Source organism: uncultured Gordonia sp., assembly GCF_937858515.1.
Lineage (GTDB): Bacteria > Actinomycetota > Actinomycetes > Mycobacteriales > Mycobacteriaceae > Gordonia.
The window spans coordinates 1-26297 of sequence record NZ_CALLZT010000049.1; the positions used below are offsets into that span (position 1 = coordinate 1).

The 26297-nt window shown below is 67.5% G+C and carries 21 protein-coding genes and 1 tRNA gene; 8 read left to right on the plus strand and 14 right to left on the minus strand.

All coding sequences use genetic code 11. The features are described 5' to 3' along the window. The 7 genes from Q0627_RS03590 to Q0627_RS03620 all read right to left on the minus strand — a co-directional run. Nucleotides 1-413, minus strand: a 413-nt coding sequence (locus tag Q0627_RS03590) for a protein kinase domain-containing protein (protein ID WP_298807731.1), incomplete at its 3' end; no start/stop codon positions are given. A gap of 76 nt (nucleotides 414-489) precedes the next feature. Continuing rightward, complete coding sequence (locus Q0627_RS03595) at nucleotides 490-2052, minus strand: serine/threonine-protein kinase (RefSeq protein ID WP_298807733.1); 1563 nt, start codon at nucleotides 2050-2052, stop codon at nucleotides 490-492. After that, nucleotides 2049-3551, minus strand: coding sequence for a penicillin-binding protein 2 (locus tag Q0627_RS03600; RefSeq protein ID WP_291016068.1), 1503 nt, complete (start codon nucleotides 3549-3551; stop codon nucleotides 2049-2051). The genes Q0627_RS03595 and Q0627_RS03600 overlap by 4 nt, the downstream gene beginning before the upstream one ends. After that, entirely contained in the window at nucleotides 3548-4987 is a 1440-nt protein-coding gene (locus Q0627_RS03605; RefSeq protein WP_298807735.1) for an FtsW/RodA/SpoVE family cell cycle protein, read from the minus strand. The genes Q0627_RS03600 and Q0627_RS03605 overlap by 4 nt, the downstream gene beginning before the upstream one ends. Further along, nucleotides 4987-6468: a PP2C family serine/threonine-protein phosphatase gene (locus Q0627_RS03610; protein WP_298807737.1), complete on the minus strand. Its 1482-nt coding sequence runs from the start codon at nucleotides 6466-6468 to the stop codon at nucleotides 4987-4989. The genes Q0627_RS03605 and Q0627_RS03610 overlap by 1 nt, the downstream gene beginning before the upstream one ends. Then, nucleotides 6465-6917 (minus strand): FHA domain-containing protein, encoded by a 453-nt coding sequence (locus tag Q0627_RS03615; protein WP_291018352.1) that lies wholly within the window; start codon nucleotides 6915-6917, stop codon nucleotides 6465-6467. The genes Q0627_RS03610 and Q0627_RS03615 overlap by 4 nt, the downstream gene beginning before the upstream one ends. A gap of 263 nt (nucleotides 6918-7180) precedes the next feature. Beyond that, nucleotides 7181-8455: a DUF3662 and FHA domain-containing protein gene (locus tag Q0627_RS03620; protein WP_291018348.1), complete on the minus strand. Its 1275-nt coding sequence runs from the start codon at nucleotides 8453-8455 to the stop codon at nucleotides 7181-7183. A 553-nt stretch (nucleotides 8456-9008) separates the two neighbouring features. Between Q0627_RS03620 and Q0627_RS03625 the strand changes: the two genes are divergently transcribed. Beyond that, nucleotides 9009-9091: transfer RNA gene (locus tag Q0627_RS03625), tRNA-Leu, on the plus strand. A 442-nt stretch (nucleotides 9092-9533) separates the two neighbouring features. On the opposite strand, the gene Q0627_RS03630 is transcribed toward Q0627_RS03625, so the two are convergent. From Q0627_RS03630 to Q0627_RS03645, 4 genes are all read right to left on the minus strand, one after another. Further along, on the minus strand, nucleotides 9534-9983 hold the full coding sequence (locus tag Q0627_RS03630; protein WP_291018345.1) for a flavodoxin family protein: 450 nt from the start codon (nucleotides 9981-9983) through the stop codon (nucleotides 9534-9536). A gap of 109 nt (nucleotides 9984-10092) precedes the next feature. Next, complete coding sequence (locus Q0627_RS03635) at nucleotides 10093-10527, minus strand: PIN domain-containing protein (RefSeq protein WP_291018343.1); 435 nt, start codon at nucleotides 10525-10527, stop codon at nucleotides 10093-10095. After that, a complete protein-coding gene (locus Q0627_RS03640) occupies nucleotides 10524-10775 on the minus strand; it encodes a CopG family transcriptional regulator (RefSeq protein ID WP_298807744.1) in 252 nt (83 codons plus the stop codon). Before Q0627_RS03640 ends, Q0627_RS03635 begins: the two co-directional genes overlap by 4 nt. Nucleotides 10776-10951: 176 nt before the next feature. Further along, nucleotides 10952-12184, minus strand: a complete 1233-nt coding sequence (locus tag Q0627_RS03645) for an NADH:flavin oxidoreductase (protein ID WP_298807746.1) — start codon at nucleotides 12182-12184, stop codon at nucleotides 10952-10954. A gap of 72 nt (nucleotides 12185-12256) precedes the next feature. On the opposite strand from Q0627_RS03645, the gene Q0627_RS03650 reads away from it, so the two are divergent. The 3 genes from Q0627_RS03650 (at nucleotide 12257) to Q0627_RS03660 (ending at nucleotide 15036) form a co-directional block, all read left to right on the plus strand. Continuing rightward, nucleotides 12257-13282, plus strand: a complete 1026-nt coding sequence (locus Q0627_RS03650; RefSeq protein ID WP_298807748.1) for a pirin family protein — start codon at nucleotides 12257-12259, stop codon at nucleotides 13280-13282. A 135-nt stretch (nucleotides 13283-13417) separates the two neighbouring features. Then, the gene (locus Q0627_RS03655) at nucleotides 13418-14572 is read left to right on the plus strand and encodes a CE1758 family FMN-dependent luciferase-like monooxygenase (RefSeq protein WP_291017952.1); all 1155 of its coding nucleotides are present in this window, start codon (nucleotides 13418-13420) and stop codon (nucleotides 14570-14572) included. Continuing rightward, complete coding sequence (locus Q0627_RS03660) at nucleotides 14572-15036, plus strand: MarR family winged helix-turn-helix transcriptional regulator (RefSeq protein WP_291017950.1); 465 nt, start codon at nucleotides 14572-14574, stop codon at nucleotides 15034-15036. Before Q0627_RS03655 ends, Q0627_RS03660 begins: the two co-directional genes overlap by 1 nt. 611 nt (nucleotides 15037-15647) lie before the next feature. On the opposite strand, the gene Q0627_RS03665 is transcribed toward Q0627_RS03660, so the two are convergent. Next, entirely contained in the window at nucleotides 15648-15890 is a 243-nt protein-coding gene (locus Q0627_RS03665; RefSeq protein ID WP_298807752.1) for a hypothetical protein, read from the minus strand. 189 nt (nucleotides 15891-16079) lie between these two features. On the opposite strand from Q0627_RS03665, the gene Q0627_RS03670 reads away from it, so the two are divergent. Continuing rightward, complete coding sequence (locus Q0627_RS03670) at nucleotides 16080-16550, plus strand: hypothetical protein (RefSeq protein ID WP_298807753.1); 471 nt, start codon at nucleotides 16080-16082, stop codon at nucleotides 16548-16550. Nucleotides 16551-16640: 90 nt separating this feature from the next. Further along, on the plus strand, nucleotides 16641-17318 hold the full coding sequence (locus Q0627_RS03675; RefSeq protein ID WP_291015497.1) for a lysophospholipid acyltransferase family protein: 678 nt from the start codon (nucleotides 16641-16643) through the stop codon (nucleotides 17316-17318). A 33-nt stretch (nucleotides 17319-17351) separates the two neighbouring features. Here the strand turns inward: Q0627_RS03675 and Q0627_RS03680 are convergent, their stop codons facing one another. Then, a complete protein-coding gene (locus Q0627_RS03680) occupies nucleotides 17352-19724 on the minus strand; it encodes an ATP-binding cassette domain-containing protein (protein WP_324387510.1) in 2373 nt (790 codons plus the stop codon). Further along, a complete protein-coding gene (locus tag Q0627_RS03685; protein WP_291013726.1) occupies nucleotides 19721-20458 on the minus strand; it encodes an ABC transporter permease subunit in 738 nt (245 codons plus the stop codon). Before Q0627_RS03685 ends, Q0627_RS03680 begins: the two co-directional genes overlap by 4 nt. Before the next feature lie 362 nt (nucleotides 20459-20820). Between Q0627_RS03685 and Q0627_RS03690 the strand changes: the two genes are divergently transcribed. Then, nucleotides 20821-24717, plus strand: a complete 3897-nt coding sequence (locus Q0627_RS03690) for a WD40 repeat domain-containing protein (protein WP_298807756.1) — start codon at nucleotides 20821-20823, stop codon at nucleotides 24715-24717. A gap of 40 nt (nucleotides 24718-24757) precedes the next feature. Continuing rightward, complete coding sequence (locus tag Q0627_RS03695) at nucleotides 24758-26260, plus strand: glycerol-3-phosphate dehydrogenase/oxidase (protein WP_291013720.1); 1503 nt, start codon at nucleotides 24758-24760, stop codon at nucleotides 26258-26260. Nucleotides 26261-26297 lie beyond the last annotated feature (37 nt).

Genomic DNA, 26297 nt, shown 5'->3' on the forward strand with positions numbered 1-26297 from the left:
CGGTGCACGATGCCGTTGCGGTGCGAGAAGTCCATCGCGGCGGCCACGTCGGCCATCCACGTCATCACCTGCCGCGGCGAGAGCGGGCCGTCGCTGCGCAGGATGTCGCGCAGGGTCTTGCCGTCGACGTATTCCATGACGATGAACGGCAGCGGGCCGCCCTCGGTCTGGGATTCGCCGGTGTCGAAGACCTGGACGATCGTCGGGTGATTGAGTTTGGCGGCGTTCTGCGCTTCGCGGCGAAATCGCAGGTAGAACGACGGATCGCGCGCGAGGTCGGCCCGCAGGACCTTGACCGCCACGTCCCGGTTGAGGAGGGTGTCGCGCGCGAAGTGCACTTCGGACATACCGCCGAAGCCGAGAGTTTCGCCGAGTTCGTACCGGTCGGACAGGTGGTGCGGCGTCGGCGTCATGATTGGCTTCCCACCGTCCTTTTCGTCTTGGTCAGTTTACTCGGCGGGTTCGCGGCGCCCGCAGTTGTGTAGGTGCTCATGGGAATGTGGGCAGGCCGGGGATCGAGATCGTCAGCCCGCCGCCGTTGCCCTGTCCTTCGGGAACGGTGTCCCCGGCTCCATCGTCTCCCATACCGGTGTCCCCGGCGCCCGTGCCCCCGTCGCCCGGGTCTTCGGTGGCGGTGTCGGTGTCCCCGTTACCCGTGTCCCCGGCGCCCGTGCCCCCGTTACCGGGGTCTTCGGTCGCGGTGTCCTGCGTGGTGGTGGCTCCGGTGGTGGTCGTTTCCCCGGTGGGGGTTCCCGTGGTGGTGTCGGCCGTGGTCGTGCGCGTGGGCCGGGTGTCCTCCTCGGTCTCCTGGGTGGTCGGCTCGTCGTCGGTGCCGGTGGGTTCTTGGTCCTGGGTGGTCGTGGTGGGCGCGGTGTCCTCGGTGGTCGTGGTGACCGTCGACGCCGGGGTTTTCGGGTCTCCCGTATTCGAATCGGCGTTGGCAAGCCAGAACCCGACCACGCCGAGGGCGATGAGCAGCAGGATCCCGGCCAGCGCGGCCAGCACCTTCTGCCCGGTGGTCCAGGTGTTGTCGGGAGTGCTCGGCCGCTGCGGCGGACGGGGCGCGGCGTAGTTCGGACCGGTGTAGGTGGACGTCGACGGTGAATACGGCGCCGACGTGGCCGGCCCCGTGCCGATGACCCGGGTTGCCGCGGTGGGCCGCGGTGTGGGGTTGATGGTGCTGGTGGCCGTGTTGCTGCCGGGCCGGGGGGGCCTGCGGCCGGCGCGTACCGGGGCGACGGCGTCGGCGAACTCGCCGCCGTTGGCGTACCGCTGCCGCGGATCCTTGGCCATCGTGATCTCGATGAGTTCGCGCACGCCGGACGGCAGATTGCTGGGCAGCGGCGGGGGTGTCTCGCGGATGTGCTTCATCGCGACGGTGATCGCACCGTCACCGAGGAACGGCCTGCGTCCGGTCAGCGCCTCGTAACCGACCACGCCGAGGGCATACACGTCCGAGGCGGAGGTCGCCTCATCGCCGGTGGCCTGTTCCGGCGAGATGTACTGGGCGGTGCCCATCACCATGCCGGTCTGGGTGACGGGGGCGGCGTCGACGGCCTTGGCGATGCCGAAGTCGGTGATCTTGACCTGCCCGGTGGGGGTGATCAGGATGTTGCCGGGTTTGACGTCGCGGTGCACCAGACCCTGATCGTGGGCTGCCTGCAGCGCCCGGCCCGTCTGTTCGAGCATGTCCAGGGAATTGGCCAGCGACAGTCTGCCCATGCGGGAGATGACGGAGTTGAGCGGTTCGCCGTCGACGAGTTCCATCACCAGGTAGGCGAGTGGTTCGCCGGTGCCGCGGTCGGGGGTTTCGCCGTAGTCGAAGACGTTGGCGATGCCCGGGTTGTTGAGCATGGCCGTGACCTGCGCCTCGGAGCGGAACCGGGCAGTGAACTCGGGGTCATTGGTGTACTCGGCCTTGAGCACCTTGACGGCGACCCGACGATTGAGCCGGGTGTCGAGCGCTTCCCACACCTGTCCCATACCGCCCGTGGCGATCAGCCGCATCAGCCGATAGCGGTCGGCGATGGTGGTTCCATTCGATAGGGTCATCCGCCTGCACCTCCCAGCCGTGCGTTGATCACGGCGCGCCCGATCGGCCCCGCGATGGCGCCACCGGTCGACGCCGCCCCCAGGTCGCCATTTTCCACGATCACCGCGACGGCCACCTTCGCGTTCGACGACGGCCCGAACGCGATGTACCAGCTGTACGGCGTTTCTGCGGTGCCCTGCTCGTCGGAGTGTTCGGCGGTTCCGGTCTTCGACGCGATCGACACCGCGCCGCCGGCACCGGCCGTGTTGCGTTCGGAAGCGATCATCAGTTGCGTCAGTGTTTCGGCCTGATCGGCGTCGATGGGCGAATTGATCGTCGACGGCTGCGTCGTGTGCAGGGTCCGCAGGTCGGCGGACTGAAGCTTGTCGACGAGGTACGGCTGCATCCGGACACCGCCGTTGGCGACGGTCGCGGCCACCATGGCGTTCTCCAGTGGGGTCACCCGCACGTCGCGCTGCCCGATGGACGACTGGCCGAGTGCGGCGAGGTCGGGGATATCGCCGGTCGTCGACGTGGCGACGGTGAGCGGGATGTCGCTGGGCCGTTCGTTGAGTCCGAATCGGGTGGCGGTGTCGGTGAAGGAGGACGTCGGATCCTCCATCTTCTCCGTGGTCAGCTGTACGAACGCCGTGTTGCACGAGTACTGGAAGGCCTGGGTGAGCGACACTGTCCCGCCGGAGGAGTCCGGGCAGGTCTGGCCGCCGTAGTTCGACAGCGATGTCGCGGTGTCGGGCAGCGTGATGTGTGATGCGGCGGTCAGGCGGACGTCGGGTCCGATGCCCTGGCGCAGTGCGGCGGCGGTGGTGATCACCTTGAATGTCGACCCGGGTGGGTAGAGCTGATTGACTGCCCGGTTCAGCATCGGGTTGGTCACCGAGTCGGCGGCGTTCCACCGCGCCCAGGCGCCCTCACGCACGTCCTGGTCGTGGCTGGCCAGCTTGTTCGGGTCGTAGCTGGGCGTCGACACCAGTGCGAGGATCTTGCCGGTGTTGGGTTCGAGTGCCACCACGGCGCCGCGGCACCCGCCGGAGCAGCCGTTGAGCATGCCGTTGTAGGCGGCCTTCTGCATCTTCGGGTCGATGGTGGTCACGACGTTGCCGCCGCGGGGGTCGCGGCCGGAGAACATGTCGAGGAAACGCTGGCCGAACAGTCGGTCGTCGTTGCCGTTGAGGATCGAGTTCTCGTACTGCTCGAGGCTGGTGCTGCCGTACTGGAACGAATAGAAACCGGTGACCGGTGCGAACGCCGACGCCGAGCCACCCGGGTAGGTGCGCAGGAATTTCAGCCGGCCGTTGATCGGTGTCGAGGTCGCGATGACGCTGCCACCGGCGGTGATCGCGCCGCGCTGGCGGGCGTACTCGTCGAGCAGAACCCGGTTGTTGCGTGGGTCGGCGCGCAACGAATCGGCTCTGAAGACCTGGACGTAGGTGGAGTTGGCGAGCAGGGCGACGATCATGATGATCACAGCCATCGACACGCGGCGGATCGGTGTGTTCATGCCTTGCGGACCACCTGGGTCTGCAGCGATTCGACGGGCTTCGGCGCGGCTTTGGGTTTGGCGGTGTCCGGTTCGCGGGCGGCGTTGGAGATGCGCAGCAGGGTCGCGATCAGGATGTAGTTGGCCAGCAGAGAAGATCCGCCGTACGACATGAACGGCATGGTCAGGCCGGTCAGCGGGATCAGTTTGGTGACGCCGCCCACCACCACGAAGATCTGCACCGCGATGGTGAACGACAGTCCGGCGGCCAGCAGCTTGCCGAAGCTGTCGCGGACGGCGATGCCGGTGAGCAGCCCGCGCGCGATCAGGATCATGAACAGCATCAGAATCGCGGCCAGACCCACCAGGCCGAGTTCCTCACCGAACGAGGCGACGATGAAGTCGGTGTTGGCGAACGGCACGATGTTGGGCCGTCCCGAGCCGAGTCCGGTGCCGAACAATCCGCCGGTGGCCAGGCCGAATAGTGATTGGGCGAGCTGGTAGCCGTCGCCGGCGAAGTCGGCGAACGGGTCACGCCAGATCGACACCCGCAGTTGCAGATGGGAGAACAGCTGGTAGGCCACGAGGGCACCCAGGATGAACAGGGTGACGCCCAGGACCACCCAGCTCACGCGTTCGGTGGCGACGTAGAGCATCGCGAGCATCGTCGCGAAGATCAGCAGCGACGATCCGAGGTCGGTGGAGTAGACGAGCACGCCGAGCGACAGGCCCCAGGCGGCCAGCAGCGGGCCGAGATCGCGGGGCCGCGGGAAGTCCATGCCGAGGAAGTGTTTGCCGGCCGTGGTGAACAGGTCGCGTTTGGACACCAGGAACGACGCGGTGAAGATGATCATCAGGATCTTGGCGAACTCGCTCGGTTGGATGCTGAACACCGGCGTGACGATCCAGTTCTTGGAACCGTTGACCGAGGTGTTGATGCCGGGCAGGAACGACAGCATCGCCGGCGCCGCGAGCAGTGCGAGGCTGCACACGCCCATGATGTAGGCATACCGCGAGAGCGTGCGGTGGTCGCGCACGAAGAACAGGATCACCGTGAAAGCGATCAGACCGAGCACCGCCCACAGCAGTTGCTGGTCGGCGTTGTGGGTGGATTCGGTGGCGTTGACGGTCTCGCCGGTGTGGCCCGATCCCAGGTCGAGGCGATGGATCATGACCAGGCCCAGTCCGTTGAGGACGGCGACGATCGGCAGGATCAGCGGGTCGGCGTAGGGGGCGAGCCGGCGGACCACCAGGTGTGCGCCGGCGAACAGCACGGCGTATGCCGCCACGTACTTGGCGAGGTCGGCGGTGATCTTCTGTTCCTGGGCGGTCTGCACGATCACCAGGGCCACGGTGACGAGCCCCAGCGCGAACCCGAGCAGCACCAACTCGGTGTTGCGACCGGTGCGTTTGGCCGGGTTGCCGGGCGGTGCGTGCTGGGGTGCGGGTGTCGACATCAGACGGTCCCCCGGCAGACCTTGTTGCCGTTGTCGTCGGTTTGTTCGGGCACCGATGCGGAGGCCGCGGTCGAGCCGGGCAGGTCGGTGCGTGGCGCGCCGGTGGTGGGGGCACCCGTGGCCGGCGCGGGGGATGGCGGTCGCGAGGGTTCGGGCCTGCCCGGGGTGCGGGGTGCGGGAGTGCGGGTGGTTGACCCCGGTGGCGGTGTGCACATCGGCAGGAAGCTCAGGTCGCGTACGGCAGCCTCGGCCTCATCGAGGGTCTTGTTGCGAATCGCATTGCTGCGCAACGTATTACGATCGATCTCCTGCAGATCGGACAGGTCGAGTGCGGAGCAGCCCGATTCCTGCGAGTAGTCGACGAAGTACACGTCGGGCCGGTCCTGGTTCGGATTGCGCACGCAGGCACGTTTCGCGCCGTCGCTGAACGTCAGGAACACGATCTTGTCGGGGGAACCCTGGAAGATCACGACCTTGCCGTCCTCGACCCCGGCATAGTGGCTGCTGCTGACCATCGCCCGGATCACGAAGAAGCCCGCGACGATCCCGGCGATGACGAGTATGGCGAGCCCGATCGCCAGCCACGTCCACAGAGGACTCTTCCGGGCCGGCGGCTCTTCATCGATGAGGGACGGTCTACGTGGTTCGGGCGGCGGCGGCCGCAGTGCCGCGGCGCGGCCGGCGGCGGTCGCCGGGTTGGGGGTGTAGTTCTGGTCGTCGGTGCCGGCGGCTCCGCCGACGATCGGCCGCGAATCCCCGTACTGGGTGTCGACGACGTCGGCGACGACGACGGTCACGTTGTCGGGACCACCGCCGCGCAGTGCCAGCTCGATGAGCCGGTCGGCGCATGCGCGATGATCCTCGACCGATCCGAGGGTGTCGGCGAGGGTTTCGGAGGTGACGACATCGGACAGACCGTCGCTGCACAGCAGGTAGCGGTCGCCGGGCCGGGCCTCACGGACGGTGAGAGTGGGTTCGACGGGCTGACCGGTCAGTGCCCGCATGATCAGCGATCGTTGCGGGTGCACGTGCGCCTGTTCGGCGGTGATCTGACCTTCGTCGACGAGGGTCTGCACGAAAGTGTCGTCGCGGGTGATCTGGGTCAGTTGCCCGTCGCGGTACAGGTACGCGCGGGAGTCGCCGACGTGGCACAGGCCGATACGGCTGCCCGCGAAGAGGATCGCGGTCAGGGTGGTGCCCATGCCGTCGAGTTCGGGGGAGCGGCTCACCTGGGCGGCGATGGCGTCGTTGCCGCGGCGCGTGGCCTGCTCCAGTTTGTCGAGCAGGTCGCCGCCGGGTTCGTCGTCGTCGAGTTCGCGCATGGCGCCGATGACCAGCTGGCTGGCCACCTCACCCGCGGCGTGTCCGCCCATCCCGTCGGCGAGAGCGAGCAGTCGGGCACCCGCGTACACGGAGTCTTCGTTATTGGTGCGCACGAGGCCGCGATCGCTGCGCGCGATGTAGCGCAAGACAAGGGTCACGGGCGCAGCTCGATCACGGTCTTACCGATGCGGATCGGTGTGTTGATGGGGACACGCACGGCGGTGGTCACCTTGGCGCGGTCGAGGTAGGTGCCATTGGTGGAGCCGAGGTCTTCGACGTACCAGTCGTCGCCGCGACGTGACAGTCGGGCGTGGCGTTCGGAGGCGTAGTCGTCGGTGAGCACGAGCGTCGAGTCGGCCGCGCGGCCCATCAGCACGGGCTGTGCGCCGAGTGTGATGCGGGTGTTGGCGAGGGCCCCGTGGGTGACGACGAGGTAGCGGGCCGAGCCCTTCACATGGTCGCCGCGGGCCCTGCGGTCGCGCCGGATGATGCGTGAGCCACCCGCGGTGCCGATGTCGGCGCGGATGGTCCGGATCACCGCGTAGACGAAGAGCCAGAGCAACAGGAGAAACCCGAAGCGGGTGAGCTGAAGTACCAAGCCCTGCATGCCGTCGTCACCTCCTGAACTCGCGTCGCTGATGGCCGGGTGTGGTCCGGCCACCAACAGCCCAGTCGGGCCCCGTCGTACATGACGGGCCCGACTGCATCATATGGGCAGATACTCCGATGGCACTCATCGTGGCGTGAAGCGTGCTGTCTCGATATCGGATCGGTGCAGGTCGCGGTACGCGTGACCTGCTGTCGTTCGGACGGCCGACATCCGGCTGACCAGAGTCCGGACGGCCGGTATGTGCGGCTGTCCGTGTCGACCTACTGAAAACGGACCGAGATGTCGGAGTGACCGACCCGGATCCGATCACCGTCGGCGAGCTCCCAGCTCGAGACCTGCAGGTCGTTGACGGTCGTGCCGTTGGTGGAGTTCAGGTCGGTCAGCATCGCGACGCTGCCGTCCCAGCGGATCTCCACGTGCCGGCGCGAGACGCCGGTGTCGGGGAGGCGGAACTGGGCGTCCTGGCCACGGCCGATGACGTTGGAGCCCTCGCGCAGCTGGAACGTGCGGTTGCTGCCGTCCTCGAGGTAGAGGGTGATGGCCGCGGGTGCGTAGCCGGCCGCCTGGCGTCCGTAGGCCGGGTCGTAGCCACCCTGCGGAGCGTAGCCCTGCTGGTAGCCGCCCTGCTGGTAGCCGGCCGGGTCGTAGCCCTGCTGCGCATACCCCTGCTGGTCATAGCCGCCCTGGTAGCCCTGGTCGTAGCCCTGCTGCTCGTAGCCCTGCTGGTACCCACCCTGGTCGTAGCCGCCGCCCTGGTAGCCCTGCTGGTCGTAGCCGCCCTGGTCGTAGCCCGCCTGGTCGTAACCCTGCTGGTAGCCACCCTGCTGGGCGTAGCCCTGGTCGTAGCCGCCTTGCTGGTATCCCGCCTGGTCGTAGCCTTGCTGACCCTCGTAGGCCTGCTGGCCCTCGTAGCCTTGCTGGCCGTAGTAGCCCTCCTGGCCCTGCCCGTAGCCGGGTTCGGCGGCGCTTCGGCGCTGGTCGTAGCCGGATTCCTGAGACATGTGTGGGGCTCCTACTGGTCGGTTCGCACCAAGGGGTTGTGGTGCTGCGGGTTGTGCTGCTGCGGGTGGTTGTTGCTCGCTCTCCGGTCCCGGGTGGGGTACCGGTTGTGCAGGCGCGGATATGGTCGGTGGCCTTATCGGCCGGGGTTGGGCATCAGGGTCGACAGCTACCTGAACACGAAAGATACCGACATGCAGCGCCGGGGTCTCGGCAAACTCGACCACGACTTGTCCGTATGTCTGCCAACCATTGTCGCGGATGAACGTCTCAAGATGTTTGGAAAACATCTTTCGGTTGAGTTCGTACTCCGCCGCGATCTCCTGGTAGTCCGTGGAGCTGAGCTGCAGGGTGTAGCGGTTGGCGACCAGGATGGTCCCGTCCCCGAGATTCTCCCGCGATTCCTCGGCCTCCCGCTGGAGACCTGTCTCGATCTCCTGCGGCGCGACCCGGCCGGGGAAGACACGGGCAAAGCCGCCTTCGACGCCGCCTTCGAGCTTGCGCTCGAGACGGTCGAATCGGTCGAGGATACCCATCCCGCTCCTTTCCTACGTCGAGTCCTATATCGAGTCGTTACCGACTGTCGAGTCGTTACCACACGGGCTGGCGTGTCATAAGTGCGCAACGCTTCGTCAAATGATAACGATTCCCTGCGAGAATCACCCCGTCAAGTCACCACCTGCACCATAAGCAACTTCAGCACCACTCCACCAGGGGTTCCCTGTTCAATTTGTGATTCGAAACTCCCCATACAACGCATCTCGGTCCGCATCGGTTCCCAGATTTCCGCCCCGATGGCGGTACGCGAGGTCCGCTACCCCTGCGGCACCGAACTGCCGGCGGTCCGGGTGGCCGCCACATTCCACCGGAGCTATGCAGCGTGCTCCGCCCGCCGCCGTCGGGCCGCCGTGCCCTCGCTAGCTATGAGGCGTGAGGTCGCCCGGCGACCGAGCCTCAAGACCCCGTGCGACGACATCGTCAGCGATCACCGCCCTCCCGATCCCGACTGACCAGCCGTTTTGCGATCGGCCCGAACACCCTGCTATCGTCGTCCAGTCCGAACGACAATCCAGTCGAGAAGGCAGCCACGGGCGAGTGGCGGAATGGCAGACGCGCTGGCTTCAGGTGCCAGTGTCCTTCGGGACGTGGGGGTTCAAGTCCCCCTTCGCCCACAGAATACGGGAGCCGGACTGCACCAGCAGTCCGGCTCCCGTCGTTGACGCCGGCGCCCCGATCACCTGCGCGCCGCGATGTGAACTGCCGGGAAGTGTTGGAAGCCGCTGGCGGGCCGGCTGACGGTGCGGAAGATCTCGCTGAATCCGGAGCCGCTGAGGGCGTCGGTGAGAGTGTCAGGATGCCAGCGCCAGGCGCGGGCCACGGCGTGGTCGAATTCGTGGACGCCACGATCGTCGCTGCCCTGGCACGCGACAAGTACGTGACCCTCGTCGCATAGTCGCCCGAACCAGGACACGAGTACAGCGGCGTTCCGAACGCCTCGGTGAACAACTCCGCATACGTATCGGCCATCACCTCATACCCCGGTTGTTCCACCAAACCTCCACTCCCAGTGACTAATAGGTATTCCAGTGCCACATGCTGGCATCAGAGTCCCGGTCAGAGGCGGCGGGCGAAGGCCCGGGCCGCGTCGAGGTCGGCGTCGTTCGGACGGTCCTTGTGGATGCCGCCGAACGGCTTGAACGGCCACCAGGTGTCGAAACTCCTGCAGGAGAACACGTCGATGACGTCGTAGCCTTTCGACGCGAGCCTGCCGGAGAGGTTGTGTGTGTATCGACGGACGGCTGGCTCTGGAAATCCGCTGGTGCAGAACACGAATGCTCGGGCACTCGCACCATCGGGGAGTCGATCGACGAACTTCAGCAGGTCCGGATGGAACGACATGTTGAAGATGCCCGACCCGAAGCCCACGATGTCGTAAGAACTCAGCTCCGCAGGATCTACCTCGTCCGGGGCGACGACCCGCGCCCCGAGCACTTCGCCCATCACATCGGCGACCCTCCTCGTGTTGCCGTGGGACACCGACGTACACACAATCAACGCGGTCATGCTTCCGGATCCTCTCATGGGTGGTGACGGGTGGCAGATACCTTCGCTTCCGCCTCCCCTTGGACACCGGCCGATCCGCGGACGTGACAACAGTCGGCGCGTTTGGCGGCTACAGATCGTCCGGCAGCAGGCGGAACGCTGGGTGCGTCATGAGTGGCGTGATCGTCCGGAAGTCGCGCCGGTCGAGCGTCAGCACGTCTGCGGTGTCGTACCGTTCGGCCAGCAGGACGTTGACGGCGTCGGTGAGATCGAGGCGCAACGCGAGGTGTCGGTTCTGCACTCGGCGCGCGGACCGCAGGAGGTCTGCCGAGATGGCAGGGACTTCGATGCGTCCAGCGATCTCCTGGGCAAGTAGCCAGTCGTTGACCGCGTAAGCAGCCCGGCGGTTGATGCTCCGGGTGGTGATGTGCTCGATCTCGTGGACGACGAGCGGAGATACGACGGTCAGTGCCGCCAGTTGAAGCGCTGTGCGTGCGCCTGTGTGTTGGGGATCCGACGGATTGAGGGCGGCGACCAGCCCCGATGTATCGCCGACGATGATCACTCGGCGGGCGCCGTGGGGGTGGTGATCGCCTCGCGCACGGCATCGTCGATCTCGTCAGCGGTCACCGCATGGCCGAAGTCGAGTATGGGTATGTCCCATTCCTCCTCCCACCTGCGGTTTCGTATGGCCACAAGGTGGAAAGCTTCGCGAAAGTATTCGGATTCCGGTCGGCCGTCGCGGGCAGCAGCCTGCTTGACGAGGCGCAGATCCTCTTCATCGACCATCACGGTCGTCTTCTTCAGTCCCATATGGTTATGGTACCTGCGCCATAACACCGTGACCGATCTACGGCAGCTCCCGCGAACGACGCCAGACCCCGGCCACTGACCAATCAGCGAGGACAGCCGTGAATCGAACATGCTGAGTGCGGACGCCAACGGTGTTGAGCTCGTCGGCGACGTCGAGTGGGTGTGCCCTTTCGCGATCACCAGCCCGAGCCGGTGACCTCTCCGGTGCGGATGGGGCAGCGGGTGGAGGTGTAGATGGTGGGCATGCACAGGTTGCAGTGGGTGCATTGGGAGTGGGCTGTGGGGTCGTTTTGGAGGATGAGGGGGAGGTCGGGTTCGCGGAGGAGGGCCCGGCCCATCGCCATGAACTGAAAGCCTTCGGCGAGAGCGAGTTTCATCGAATCGACACCGGTAATGCCGCCGAGCAGGATGAGGGGGAGGTCGACGGCCTTGCGGAGTTCGCGGGCCAGCGGCAGCAGGTAGGCGTCGGTGTATTGATACTGCTTGAGGAATATCGGGCCGCCGGCTTGCAGGCCCAGTTTCATCACGCCGTGGAAGGCCTGCGCGAACTGTTTGCGGGGTGCCTGGCCGTGGAACAGGTACATCGGGTTGAGCAGTGACGATCCGGCGGTCGGTTCGATGGCGTCGATGAATCCGTCGGACTCCAGCCATTGCGCCACCTGGCACGCCTCGTCGATGTTGAAGCCGCTCAACGACGATGAGCGGCCGGGTCCGGGGGTGCCGACACCGTCGAACATGTTGAGCTTGGCCCAGATCGCGACGCCGGGCCCGACGGCCTCGCGCACCGTCTCCAAGACCTCGCGTGCCAGGCGGGCCCGGTTGACGAGCGGCCCGCCGTAGGCGTCGCGACGACGGTTGAGCAGTGGCGACAGGAATGAACTGATCAGATAGTTGTGGCCGCAATGAATTTCGAGAGCATCAAAACCCGAGTCGACGGCCAGTCGGGCGGATTCGGCGAACTTCGCACGCAAAGAAGGAATCTCGTCGACACCCACCTTGTGGGTCACCGACATACCCATCGGCGCGGGAATCCTGCTCGGCCCCAGCGCTTTCGCCCTGTTCGACACCGAGTTGGCGACGGCGCCGGCATGGCCGAGCTGCGCGGCGGCCAGGGCGCCCTCGGCGTGAATGGCGTCGGTGAGTCGGCGCAGACCCGGTACCGCCTGAGGTCGCATCCAGATCTGATGGCGGTCGGTGCGCCCCTCCGGTGAGATCGCGCAGTAGGCGACGGTACTGATCGCGACCCCGCCCGCGGCATGGGTGCGATGGAAGTCGATGAGTTCGTCGGTCACCAGCGCGTCGGGGGTCATGCCCTCGAAGGTGGCGCACTTGATCAGCCGGTTGCGCAGGGCAAGGGGGCCCAGGGTGGCCGGGCTGAACGGGTCTGGGGTGGCACCGGGGCTGTGCATCACATCACATTCCCATATCCTCGGAAAGAGGCATCATCACGCCCAGGCCGCCGGCGGGAAGCGACACAGACCATGAGTGACACCGAGATCGGCCCGGACGGTGCACCGCGTGGCCAATCAGATTGCGCGGGTGGGGTTTCTGTGGAGATCATCACCGCCCGCGACGTGCCGCTCGGCGGACCACGGGCGATGAACGTGCGACGGACGTTGCCGCAACGCAAGCGGTCCACCATCGGCGCGTGGTGCTTCGCCGACCACTACGGCCCCGACGACGTCGCGGCCACCGGCGGAATGGACGTCGCCCCACATCCGCACACCGGATTACAGACGGCAAGTTGGCTGTTTGCAGGGACCATCGCGCACCGCGACTCCGGCGGGGTCGTCGCCGACGTGCTGCCGGGCGAGATCAACCTGATGACCTCCGGCGCCGGGATCTGCCATTCGGAGACGTCGACGGCCGACACCACGATCCTGCACGGGGTGCAGTTGTGGATCGCCCTTCCTTCCGAATCCCGGAACAGTCCACGGGGTTTCGAGAACCACAGACCGCCGGAAACGCTTTTCGACGGCGGGTCGGCGCTGGTGTTCATCGGATCGCTGCTGGGCAGTACCTCACCGGTGACCACGCACACCCCGCTGCTCGGCGCCGAACTGCGTCTCCACCCGCACTCCTGCATCACCCTCGACGTCGACCCCGATTTCGAGCACGGACTGCTCGTCGACACAGGTGCCGCGGTATCGCTCGAAGGCGTACCGGTCCCCAAGGACGCCATCGGCTACACCGGAATCGGGGCACGGACGCTGCGGGTCACCAACGACGGCGATGCCGCCGCGCGCTTGGTGCTGCTCGGTGGTACCCCGTTCGCCGAGGAACTGGTGATGTTCTGGAACTTCCTGGGCCGCTCGTCGGAGGAGATCCAGCGGTTCCGCGACGAGTGGCAGGCCGGGGGAGACCGGTTCGGGCGCGTCGACGGTTACATCGGGCACGGCGGACCGAACCGCAATGCGGCGGACATGTCCTGGCTGCCCGCGCCCACCCTGCCGGCCACCCCCCTGCGACCACGCCGGACCACGCCTCCGCACGCCCGTCCGTCCTAAACCCCACCGCTGCGGGTCGGCATCACAATAATTGCGATGCCGACCCGCAGCGGTGGGGTTTAGGACAGCCACGGGAATAGCACCGGCGCCACAGCGTTGGAGATACATGCAAACGCATCGACATTAGGAGTCATCATGCAGTTCGGGGTCTTCTCGGTCAGTGACATCACCCGCGACCCGGTCACCGGGCAGACGCCGAGCGAGGCGGAGCGTATCGACGCGATACAGCAGATCGCCCGCAAGACCGAAGAGGTCGGGATGGACGTGTTCGCGATCGGTGAGCACCACAATCCGCCGTTCTTCTCGTCGTCGCCGACGACGCTGCTCGCCGCGATCGCCGCCACCACAAAGGATCTCGTCGTGACCACGTCGACGACGCTGATCACCACCAACGACCCGGTTCGCGTCGCAGAAGAATACGCGATGCTCCAACACATTTCGAAGGGCCGGATGGATCTGATGATCGGCCGCGGCAACACCGCCCCGGTGTATCCGTGGTTCGGTCAGGACATCCGCCAGGGGTTGCCGCTCGCATTGCAGAACTACGATCTGCTGCACCGCCTCTGGCGTGAGGACGTCGTCGACTGGGAAGGCGAATTCCGAACGCCCCTTAAAGGATTCACGTCGGTACCCAGGCCGCTCGACGGTGTGCCGCCATTCGTGTGGCACGGTTCTATCCGCACCCCGCAGATCGCCGAGCAGGCTGCGTTCTACGGTAACGGCTACTTCGCCAATCACATCTTCTGGCCGACGGAGCATTCCCGGCAGTTGATCGAGTTCTACCGGGAGCGGTTCGAACACTACGGTCACGGAACCGCCAAGCAGGCTATCGTCGGGCTCGGTGGTCAGGCGTACATCGCCAAACGCTCCCAGGACGCCTACCGCGAGTTCCGGCCTTACTTCAACGAGGCGCCTGTATATGGGCACGGCCCGTCGCTGGAGGAGTTCGCGTCGTCGACACCGTTGTCGGTAGGCAGCCCGCAGGAGGTCATCGACAAGACACTCACCTTCCACGACGCGTTCGGCGACTATCAGCGACAACTGTTCCTGATCGACCACGCCGGTCTGCCGCTCAAGACGGTGCTGAACCAGCTGGAACTGCTTGGCGGAGAGGTGATTCCGGTGCTGCGCAAAGAGCTTGCCGCGCGCCGGGATCCGGAGTCGGCCGCCGCCCCCACGCACGCCGCTCTGGTACGGGCCCACTATGGCGACGGTCCCGTCCGTGAGGCCCGGCCGCGGGCCAATCGCGGTGACAACGTCACCGGTGGATCGCCCTACCTCGACGCCTGATGCCCGGCCGAGAGACACGTTCGACGACCAGACTCGCCAACGACGCCTGGGAGTCGCTGCTGACCGCTCACGCCGCGGTACTGAAACAGGTCTCCGCCGGCGACAGGTGGTCGGAGGTGTCGATGCGTGAATACGACGTCCTCTACACCCTGGCGAAGTGGGACGGGCCGGTCCGCGCCCGCGAGCTCAACAAACATGTGTTGCTGAGCCAACCGGCGCTGTCCCGCCTCGTCGACCGCCTCGTCGACCGCGGCCTCGTCGCCCGAGAACCCGACCCGGTGGACGGCCGAGGCGTCCTGCTCTTCCTCACCGACGACGGTCGCGCGACGCAACGCCGAGTCGGTGGCCGGCATGCCGTCGACGTCGCCGCGCTGGTCGGATCCCGGCTGACGGCGCGAGAGTTGCAGACGCTGGAGGCGCTCTGCGACAAACTCGCCGCTGATCCGGTTGAGGTTGCCGGTTGAGTATCTCCGGATACCGAATCGATGCGAGTACAACCCGGGCGTTTCCGGGGAATGTCGTCTAAGGTCAGGCCAGTCGACGCGTTGGCCGACAGCCGACCGGAAGAGGACGATGGCACATGACGCATCAGGACCCGCAGTATCGGCCACCGTCCGGCCCGGACCATCGGCCACCGTCCGGCCCGGACCATCGGCAAGCGTCCGGCCCGGACCATCGACAAGCGTCGGGGCAGGACAATTGGCAACCGTCCGGGCAGGGGCAGGACGGCCCACCCCAGTACGGTTCGCTGGGGCCGGGTCAGCCGTTCGGCCGGCCCGGCGAGGATCCTGCGCAGAGGCCACCGTCACCGGGTCCCGGCAGGCATCAGCCCGCACACGGCCATACGCCGTACGGTCCGACGCAGGTGAGTCCGTCTCCGTTCGGGCCGCCCGGGCACACACCGCAGGGGCCGGTGCAACAGGGCCCACCGCACCACGGCCCACCCCAGCCGGGTTACCCGCCGTACGGACAATCTCAGCCGGGGCAGTCCCCGTACGCGCAGCCCGCGCCCCAATACGGTGAAGCCCAGTACGGCGAAACCCAGATCGGCCGGCCCCAATTCCGGTACGGCCAGTCAGAGCCCGGCCAGGCGCCGCCGGGACAGCCCCAGCACGCCCAGACCCAGCACGCGCAGCCCCAAGACAGTCGGTCCCGGCCCGGCCAAACCCCGTACGGGCAGTCCCCGTACGGCCAAACCCAGCCCGGACAAGACCAGCCCGGACAAGACCAGCCCGGCCAAATTCCGTACGGCCAAACCCAGCCGGGTCAGTCCCCGTACGCCCAGGCGGGAGCAGCCCAGGCGGGATTCGGACAGCACCATCAACCCAATGCATCCGCTTACGGCGGCCAGTCGCCCTACGGTGGTCTTCAGGCCGGGCCGCAGACGGGTCCCCAGGCGACCTCTCCCGGCCCGTACCAGCAGGATCCGTATCCGCAGACGCCCCATCCGGCCGTCGGGACATCGGCGTTCGACGCACCTGCGGCACCTCCGTCCTCCCGTTCGAGCGTGTCGGGTGCGGTCAAGGTGATCGCCGCCCTCACGCTGCTCGCCGCTATCGGCGTGGGTATCGCGGCGTTCCTGCCGTGGGTGGTGTCGGAATCGGGAGGCGTGCGGGTGTCGGCCAACGGCATCGGCACGGTATCGGTCGACGGCAGCACCCTCGACCTCCCGGACTTCGACTCCGATCCGGAGGCCAAGGACGGTGTCCTCACGTTGGCCGCGGCGATCGTCGTGGCCCTCTTCGCACTGGTGAGCGTGGCGATCCGCAAGGTATCGCCGATGCATCTGGTGTCCGGGGTCTTCGCCCTGCTCGGTGGTCTGGGCATCGCCGCTATCGGTGTCATCGACGTCCTCGACGTCAAAGATCAGTCGACCTCGTTCGCCGAGATCGAGGTGGGCTACGGGCTGTGGGCCACGCTCGGGCTCGGGATCGTGCTGGTGATTCTGGGGATCGTGGGCATCGTCAAACGACGCTGAGCAGTCAGTCGAACGACGCTGAGCAGTCAGTCGAACGACGCTGAGCTGTCAAACGACGCTGACTCCGGACACCGCGCTAATGTCAGGACGGTGAACGACGACTTCGACGCACCGCTCACTCCCGGTCCACGTCCGGCGGGACTTGGATTCCGGGCCGGCCTGTGGACGCGGTTCATCCGCCGGATCCTGCGGATCATCGCCGCCCTCAAGATCGTCCGGGTGCGGGTCGTGAACCGTGACGTCGTGCCGTCGTCAGGGCCGGTCATCCTGGCGTCCAATCACATCTCGATGCTCGACGGGGTGTTCCTGTGGGGGGCGTTGCGCCGCCGGGCGCAGGCCATCGCGATGGCCGAACTGTGGAAGTGGCCGATCGTCGGATTCCTGATCACCAAGGGCGATTTCATCCCGGTGCGCCGTGGCGATTCGGCTTCGGGCAACGATGCGCTGACCCGGATGGAGAACGCGCTGCATCACGGGGGTGCGGTGATCATCTTCCCGGAGGGCAGGGTGGTGCCGCCGGGCGAGTCAGTGCGGTTCAAGCCGGGGGCGGCGGTGCTGGCGTTCCGGACGCGCACCCCGATCATTCCGGTGCGGATCGTCGGTTCCAATGAGTTGTTGCCGCTCAAGAAGTTCCGCAAGGGCGGCAAGAGTTTCGACCGCAGCAAACGGGTCACCGTGTACTTCGGCAAACCCCTCGACCCGGAGGACTACGCGACGCCCGGCGACCTGCTGCGCGATCTGCGTTGGAGCGTCTACGCCCTCGGCTGAGGGCCGTTACACCCAGCCCTCGGCTGAGCACGACTACACCCACGGACTTCCGGACTCGGCCGCGTGCCGATCCCGCTGCACCACCGGATCGGGATAGGGGACGGTGTCGACGAGCCGCTGCGTGTAGTCCTCGACCGGCACGGTCAGCACGCGTCGTACGGGTCCGGATTCGACCACGCGACCGCGCCGCAGGATCAGCACGTCATCGGCGACCTGGGCGACGACGGCGATGTCGTGCCCGCTGTAGAGGGCCGCGAACCCGAAACGTCGCCGCAGTTCGGTGAACAGCCGCAGATACGACGCCTGCACCGAGACGTCGAGTCCGCGGGTGGGGTCGTCGGTGACGATGAGGTCGGGTGCCAGTGCCAGCGCCCGCGCCAGCGCAACGCGTTGTCGTGCACCGTCGGTGAGTTCGCCGGGTCGCCGGTCGGCGCCGCGTCCGCCCGCACCGACCGCGTCGAGTAGCTCGGTGGCCCGGGTGGTGGCGGTCGCGGCATCCTCACCCCACAGCAGCAGCGGTTCGGCCACGGACTCGACGACGGTCAGTCTTGGGTCGAGCGTTGTCGCGGGGTCCTGCGGCAGCAATGCGACCCGCCGGCGCAGGTCCCGCAGCCCGCGCCCGCTCAGGGCGGCCATGTCCGTTCCGTCGAGGGCGACGCGGCCGAATCCGACCGGTATGAGACCGGCGACGACTCTCACCAGAGCTGTCTTGCCGGAACCCGATTCGCCGACCACCCCGAGCGACGACCCCGGTCCGATGCTGAACGAGATATCGCGCAGCGCCGGAATCACATTGCGCCCCTGAAGATCTACTTCCCGCGAAGGCGTGCTCACGGGGACGGAGCCCACATGCAGATGGCTCACCTCCAGAATCGGTGTGCGCAATTCGGGCAGGCCGTCGTCCCCGAACGTCGCCGCGGGAAGTTTGGGGGCTATGGCGTGTAATCGCTTGGCGTAGATGGCATTCGGCCGGGCAAACCATTCGAACACTCCCGCCCGCTCGACCACCTCGCCGCGCTGCGCGACGACGGCGCGGTCGGCGATATCGGCCACCACGCCCAGATCGTGTGTGATCAGCAGGATTCCGACGTCGGTGCGGTCCCGGAGTCGGCGTAGCAGCGCCAGCAGCGCCGCCTGTTCACCGGTGTCGAGGGTTGCGGTCGGTTCGTCGGCCACCAGCAGTGCGGGTTCGGTCGCCATCGCGAGCGCGATCGCCGCCCGCTGCCGGTCCCCGGTGGTCAGTTGCCCCGGGTAGGCGTCGATGTAGCGCTGAGGGTCCGGAAAGTCAACCAGGTCAAGAAGATCCAGTGCCCGCGCGCGGTGGTCGTGTCGTGGAAGGTCACTGTGCGCACGCAGCACCTCACCGATCTGAGTGCCGATGCGCAATCTCGGGTCGAGGGCGTGTCGCGGATCCCTCAGGAGCAGTGCCGACGCCGCCGATGATGGTGAACTACGTTCGAGTGCCTGCGAATTCAGTACTTCGACACCGTCGACCCGGATGGAGCCGGTCGCCGTGGCCGTCGGCGGGAGCAGTCCGGTGATCGCGTGGGCGGTCATCGTCTTGCCCGAGCCGGTTTCGCCGACGAGTGCGAGGATCTGTCCGCGGTCCACCCGCAGCGAGATGTTCCTCACCGCGGGCCGGGTGCCGGCGAAATCGATTGCCAGATGGTCGATATCGAGGGCGGGGTGGGAATAGACGTGGATTTCGAAGCCGTCGTCGTCGCCGAACGCGTCCACCGGCTCCGCCGATCGCCGTACCCGCGCACCGCCGGCGTGTTCGGTGAGGGTGAGCGCAGGTGTCTCTGCCGGGGCCGGCACGGGGACCGCCGCGGCAGCCGATCGCGCCAGTTGCGCGATCACCCCGGCCGCCAATACGGGGGCGAGCACCGGGATCAGGGCGTCGCCGTCGGCCGTCCGGGTGGCCAGCAGCCCACCGAGACCCGCCGGATCGAGTCCGGCGTAACCTGCGGCGAACGCCACGAACACCCCGATCGAGACGGAGCCGAGCACGTCGCGGAGCAGTGGCGGGGCGACGATCGGCAGCACGTGCCGGCGGATGATCGAGCGAGTCGGGGCGCCGGAGACGAACAGCGCCTGGACCGGCGGCCGGGACAGCGACTCAGCCACGACGTCGCGAGTCCGCGACACGAACCGGATGAACGTCGTCGCGGCCACCAGAGTCACGATTGCCGGCCCGCCCGGACCTGCGATCAGGATGACGGCGAGCACTGCGGCCACCGCCACGGGGACGGTCGCGGTGTCGACGATGCGCGGGCCCGGCCGGGTTCTGCGCCCGACGGCGGCGACGAACCCCGCCGTGCCACCCACGGCGGCGCCGGTGGCCACCCCGGCCGCCACCGTGAGGATGTCATGGCCGGTGGTTGTCAGCACCGTTTGGATGCTCACGACCGGATGCGGGGATCGGCGGCGGCCCGGGCCACCGCGCCCAGTACCCCGACGGCCGTGACTCCGACGATCAGGACCGCCGCGAGCACCTGCAATCGGGCGGCGTCGTGGTCGTCGATCGCGGCGACGGTGAGCGACCCCAGACCGGATCGCCGGGTGATCGGTTCGGCCACCAGGACCGCCACGGTGAGCCAGGCGACGGTCGTGGTGATCGCGGGCACAACGCGCAACGTGGCACCGGGCAGGGCGCGCCGGAGCAGAAGCCGTCGCGGGCCGATGCCGAGCATGCGCGCCATCGTCGCCGACGTCCGTCGCAGTTCGCCGCTCAATGCATCGGCGAGCCGGGCGGCCAACGCCACTCCCGCCGGAACGGCGAGTATCGCCGCGAGCACCACCGGGTGTACCGGACTGCCGCGGCCGACGGACACCGCAACCGCGGACATCGCGACGATCACCATCGGCAGCACCCGATCGGCTGCGGCGACAAGGACCCCGATAATGGGCAGCCGACGCGCGGCCAACGCCACAACGGTCGCGATCAGCGCGGCGATCACGGCCGACGTGAGGAGCAGGGTCAGGGTGTGGGTAGCCGCCGGTCCGATGCCGACGGCCGGCCGGGACGCCTGCGCGGTCCCTGGGTCCGGGGAGAGCGCACCGGCCACGACGATCGCGAGCAACGACCCGACGGCCGGCACCGCGACCGTCGTCGGCAGGCGACGAAAGTAGGAGCTCATCGGGCCGACGCTACCGAGCCGGGCGGGCCGGGACCGAGCGTCGACCGCGTTGCGGGCACCGCCGAATCCAACGCTTGACATCTCCTGGAACAGGATTCAGCAACGAACGACCGCCGGTCACGCACCCCCGACTTCGATGCCCCCGCAACACCGCGTGCTGCGCGGTCCCGGCGGTCGTTCGTTGCTTGGAATAAGTTCACCAGCAGACCGTTCGCCGACCAAGAGTTCGTCCCGAAATGCCGTCAAATCAGCAGGTAGAGGACATTTTGTAAATTCCGGACCGGACCGGGAACCGTCGGAAATGACCATTGTCACCGGCGTCGGGTGCGCGCGCCGTCAGGGTGCATCACTACGCTGGCCTGGTGGCAGGTAAGGGAGTGGGTCGTCGGGAGGCGGCGTTCGGTGAGGCACTTGCCCGGCTGTTCGTCCGTGCCGGTAATCCGACGTTGCGTGCGGCGTCGTCGGGATGCTCGGCGGCGGGGATATCGATTTCGCCGCAGCGCATCAGTGACTGGCGCAACGGCAGGCACCTGCCGCGCGAATTCTCGACCGTCGAACCGTTGCTGGTGTGGCTGACCACCCGCGCCCTCCGCGCCGGCGAGACCGGCGTGTTGTCGATTCCCGACTGGAAGCAACTGTGGACGCCCGCCGACGACGCCGACGATGCGGCGTCGGTGAAGACGTCGCCGGATCTGCGGCCGTTCGCGGGCCTGTCCTCGCTGACCGAGGCCGACGCCGAGGTGTACTTCGGCCGTGACGACCTCATCGCCGAACTCGCCGCGACGATCCGGACGGCGGCCGCCGACGACGAGGGGCCGCGCGTGGTCGTCGTCGCCGGGGTGTCCGGCTCGGGCAAGTCGTCGTTGCTCGGTGCGGGCCTGGCCCGGGCCGAGGGTATTCCGTCGCCGAGTACGGCGACCATCGACGACGACGGTATGCGGATCACCGCCCGGGACGGCGCGGCCTCCGTTCTCTACGCCACCACCCCGAACGAGACCGAGACCGACCCTGACTCCGACGACGCGAAGGCGACGGACCCGAGCCCCGGACCCACCGGCGGCGTACTCGACAACATCCTCGTCATCGACCAGTTCGAGAGTGTGTTCACGAGACCCGACGAGGACGTCCGCGGCATCGTCGGAGCCTTGGAGCGGTACGCCACCGACACCGGCGTCGTCGTCATCGGTGTGCGTGCTGATTTCTTCGGTAACTGCGTCGAGTTCCCGACGCTGGCCCGCGCCTGGCAGCGGTACTGCGTGATCGTCACCGAGATGTCCGACGCGCGGCTGCGGATGGCGATCACCGCCCCCGTGAAGCTGGCCGGCGGGCGTATCGAGTCGGGCCTGGCCGATGTCCTCATCAATGACCTGCACGCCGCGGCCGATGCCGGTGACCGGGCGGGCCGGCTGCCGCTGCTCGCGCATGTACTCGCGGTGACCTGGTCGCGGCGCACCGGCAACCGGATGACGATCTCCGGGTACCGGGCGGCGGGCGGTATAGCCCGGGCCGTCGCCGACACCGCCGAGGACGCGTGGTCGTCGATCGGTCCGGAGGATCGGGACCTGGCCCGGACCTTACTGATGGCGCTGGTGCATGTGCGGGCCGACGGCGCCGCGCTGCGTGCCCCCCTCGATCTGGCGACGGTCGGGACCCGGTTCGGCGAGGACGTCTCCGAGATCGTCGACATCTTCGCCCAGGCGCGGCTGGTCACGGTGTCCGACGAGGTCATCATGCTGATCCACGACGTCGTGCTGACGGCGTGGCCTCGGCTACGCGGCTGGATCATTGCCGGCAAAGACTCGCTGGTGTGGCATCAGCAGCTTGACGTCGACACCGATGCCTGGGTGGACGCCGACCGGCACAAGTCGTTTCTGTACACCGGTGCGCGGCTGGAACTTTCTCTCCTGCAGCGCGACGAGGTGAACAAGAACTACCGGAATCTGCTGTCGGCGGACAACGACCGGTTCCTCGACGACGCCATCGCCGCCCGCGCACACACCAGGCGGCTGCGGTCGATCGGTATCGGCGTGGTGGCACTGCTGGCCGTGGTGTCGATGATCACGGCGGGAATCTCGTTTCGGCAGGCCGCAGCTCTGGAGAAGGAACGCAATGCCGCCGAACACACGGCGATGATGTCCAACATACTGAGCCTGCAATCGGCCAATCCCTCAGTGGCGGCACGGATGTTGTTGTCCGGCCACAAGCGCTACCCCGGCGACGGTGCCATCGTCGAACGGATACTCGGGGCGGTGTCGAGTCCGCTGGCCACGTCGGTGTCCGGGCACACCGCGGCGGTCTACGATCTGGCCTACTCACGTTCGGGGAAGCTGGTGGCGTCGGCGGGCGGAGACCGGACGGTACGTGTGTGGGAGACGGGCCAAGGCTCCGGGGATCCCCTGAAATCTGTTGCGACGCTGGAGGGTTTCGGCAACTTCGTCACCGCGGTGACGTTCCACCCGACAGCGCCGCTACTGGCGGCGGCCAGCGGTGACGGGCTGGTGCGGGTGTGGAACATCGCCGATGTGGGTGCGCCCCAACTGGTGTCCACGCTGAAGCCGGGTAACGGCTCGACGGTGTACATGGCCCGGTTCTCGCCCAAGGGCGACCAGTTGGCGACATCGTCGGACGACGGGACGATCGCGCTGTTCCGGGTCGTCGGGTCGCGCGTGGACGGTCGACCGGCGAATGTGCTTCGCGCACATTCGGGTCCGGTGCGCACGTTGTCGTACCGCGGCGACGGGCGGCTACTGGCCAGCGGCGGCGACGACCAGGTGGTGCATCTGTGGAATGTGGCCGACCCGGCGTCCCCGGTCGAGGCGGGCCCGGTGCTGACCGGCTTCCCGTCGATCACCCACTCGGTGGCGTTCAGTCCGAGTGGTCGCGAACTCGCCGTCACCGGCGACAGTTCCAACGCCCAGATCTGGGCTGTCGCGGACCCGACGCGGCCGCTGCCGCTGAGTCCGGCGTTGCCGCACGCACCCGGCGGATCGTGGTCCATCGGCTTCAGCCCCGACGGGCTGCGCGTGATGTCGCCGCGCCTCGACGGCAGCGTGCAGGTGTGGAACACCGTCGACCCGCGCTCGCCGAGCACCCTGTGGTCGATGGAGAACGCACCCGCCGAGGGCACATTGCGCACCTTCGCCGGCTCGGTCAGCCCCGATGGGTCGTCGATGGTGGTCGGCCGCGACGACGGACTGATCGACGTGTGGCGTTTCCCATCGGGGGTGCTCACCGGTCAGGGTGGAGCCATCACCAGCCTCGACAGTTCCGGTGACGGCAAGGTGATCGCCAGCACCGGCACCGACGCGATGTTGTCGGTGTGGACCGCCGCCGGCGCCGACATCGACCTTAAAGGCCGGGTTGCGGTGCAGCGCAAGGTCAACGACAAACCGCGGCTCAGTGTGAACCGGGACGGGACGAGGGTGGCCACCGCGAACAACAACGGTGGCCTCGTGCAGTTGTGGGACATCGCCGACCCGGACCGTCCGCGGGCGGCCGGTTCGATCACCACGCAGACCAGATACACCTTCGCGGTGGCCTTCTCACCGCGCTCGGATGTGCTCGCAGCCGGGATCAACGACACCGCCGTCCGGCTGTGGAGCGTAAGCAATGCCGGTGCGCCCCAGGCGATTTCCGGGAATCTGGTGGGACCGGGCGACCTGATCCGCAGTATCGCGTTCAACACCGCCGGCACGATGCTCGCCGTGAGCTCCGACGACGCCAACACCTATGTCTACGACCTGACCGCCGTGAAACCCACCCAGCCCACCGAACCTGTTGTGGTGATCAAGGATTCGAACCCGGCCTCGCAGGTCACGTTCACCCGGGACGGCACCATCGTGCTGGCCTCCCGCGACTTGAGCGCCTGGCGTATCGACAAGTCCGCCGGCACCGCCACCGAGCGTGCCCGGCTGCCGGAACTGTACGCGGCGACGCTGTCGATCACCCCGACGCGTGTGGTGGTGGGCACCAGCACGCATCAGTTGCGCACGTTCACACTCGGCGACAAGGGCTGGAAGCCGGCGGTCGCGGTCGTGCCGCTCATGCCGCAGGCCGACCCGGTGCCCGCCTGGCAGCTCGCGCCGTCGGCGACCACAGACGAGGCGATCCTCACCTCCGGCGACAGCTCCGGTTCGCTGTACCGGCAGGTCGTCGACGTCAAGGTGGCCAAGCGGTGGATCTGCGCCACCACCCCGCCGCTGACCAAGGCGCAGGCAGCCGCTCTGCTGCCGCACGACGCGGACACCGACACATGCTGAGGGTCTGTTTGTGGCGCCGATCAGAGGTTAGTCTCGGCTCGTGACCACCAGTCTCAACGCCGCCCGCCGCCGCGCCGACCTGGCCGCCCTCGCCGACCGGGATTCGCCGCTGGACATGCTCGTGATCGGTGGCGGTGTCACCGGCGCCGCGGTCGCGCTCGACGCCGCCGCGCGAGGTCTGCGGGTGGCGCTGGTGGAGGCCAACGATCTGGCGTTCGGTACGTCGCGATGGAGCAACAAGATCCTGCACAGCGGTCTGAGCTACCTGACGAGCGGGCATCTTCCGATGATCATGGAATGCGCCAGGGAACGGCGCATCCTGATGACGACGGTGGCCCCGCACCTGACGTCGCCGCTGCGGCACATCTATCCGCTGTACGGACCGGAGGAGCGGGCGCTGCGGGTACGTCTCGGTGTCTCGCTGGGAAAGATGCTACGCAAGGCGTCGGGTACGCCCGCCGAGCTGATACCGCCGCCCGCGCGGATCGGCGCCCTCGACACCATCCGGTTGTTGCCGCAGGTGCGCCGGGAGGGGTTGCGTAGCTCATGGAGCACGGTCGACGGCCAACTCGTCGACGACGCCCGGTTCGTGGTGGCGCTGGCTCGCACGGCGGCGGCGTTCGGGGCGTCGGTATGTACCTCCACGCGTGCCGAGAACGTGACCGATTATGGTGCGCGACTTGTGGATACGCTCACCGGCGAGGGTTTCGACGTGTACGCGCGGACGGTGGTCAACGCGGCCGGGCGCTGGGCCGAGGGGATAGACCACGAGGCGATACTCGCGCAGGGCGGCGGCACCCATTTGGTCATCGATGCCGCCCGGCTCGGCAATCCGACGGCAGGATTATCTGTGCCACTGGGTAATTCGGTTTCCGACCTGGTGTCGATCCTGCCCGCTCAACTGGGCCGGGCGTACATCGGTTTCACCCGCGGCGATTTCCCGGCCGTGGGTTCGGTTGAGTCGCAGAAGAGTTCGTCGGACATCGACGTACTGTTGTCGGCGGTCAACACCGCGCTGAGGGTGCCGTTGACACCGGCAGACATCCTCGGCACTTTTCCCGGCGGCAGCGATCTCGCCGATCCCACACGGCGGCACCGGATCTGGTTGTCGGGCACCATGGTCAGCGTCGTCGGTGGCACCCTCACCACCTACCGGCGCCGGGCCCAGGAGACGGTCGACGCGGCGATCGCGGTCGGCAAACTGACCGCCGCGCCGTGTATCACCGAGACCACCCCACTGATCGGGGCTTCCGGATTCACCCCCACCGCATCGCTGCCCGATTTCGCGGTGGCCCGCTACGGCTCGGAAACCCCCGCCGTCTTCGATCGTGCCAAGGTCGACGACCCGTTCGGCCTCGTCGCCCCCGGCATCGACGTCACCCGCGCCGAGATCGAGTTCGCCGTCCGCCACGAGGGCGCCCTCTGCGTCGACGACGTCCTCGACCGCCGCACCCGCATCGGCCTGGTCGCCGCCGACGCCGACAAGGCCAGACGCACCGTCACCGACATCGTCACCGAAACCCTCGCCGATCTGTCCACATAGTGGCAGCGGGCCACGGTCGAACACCGGATGATCAGGC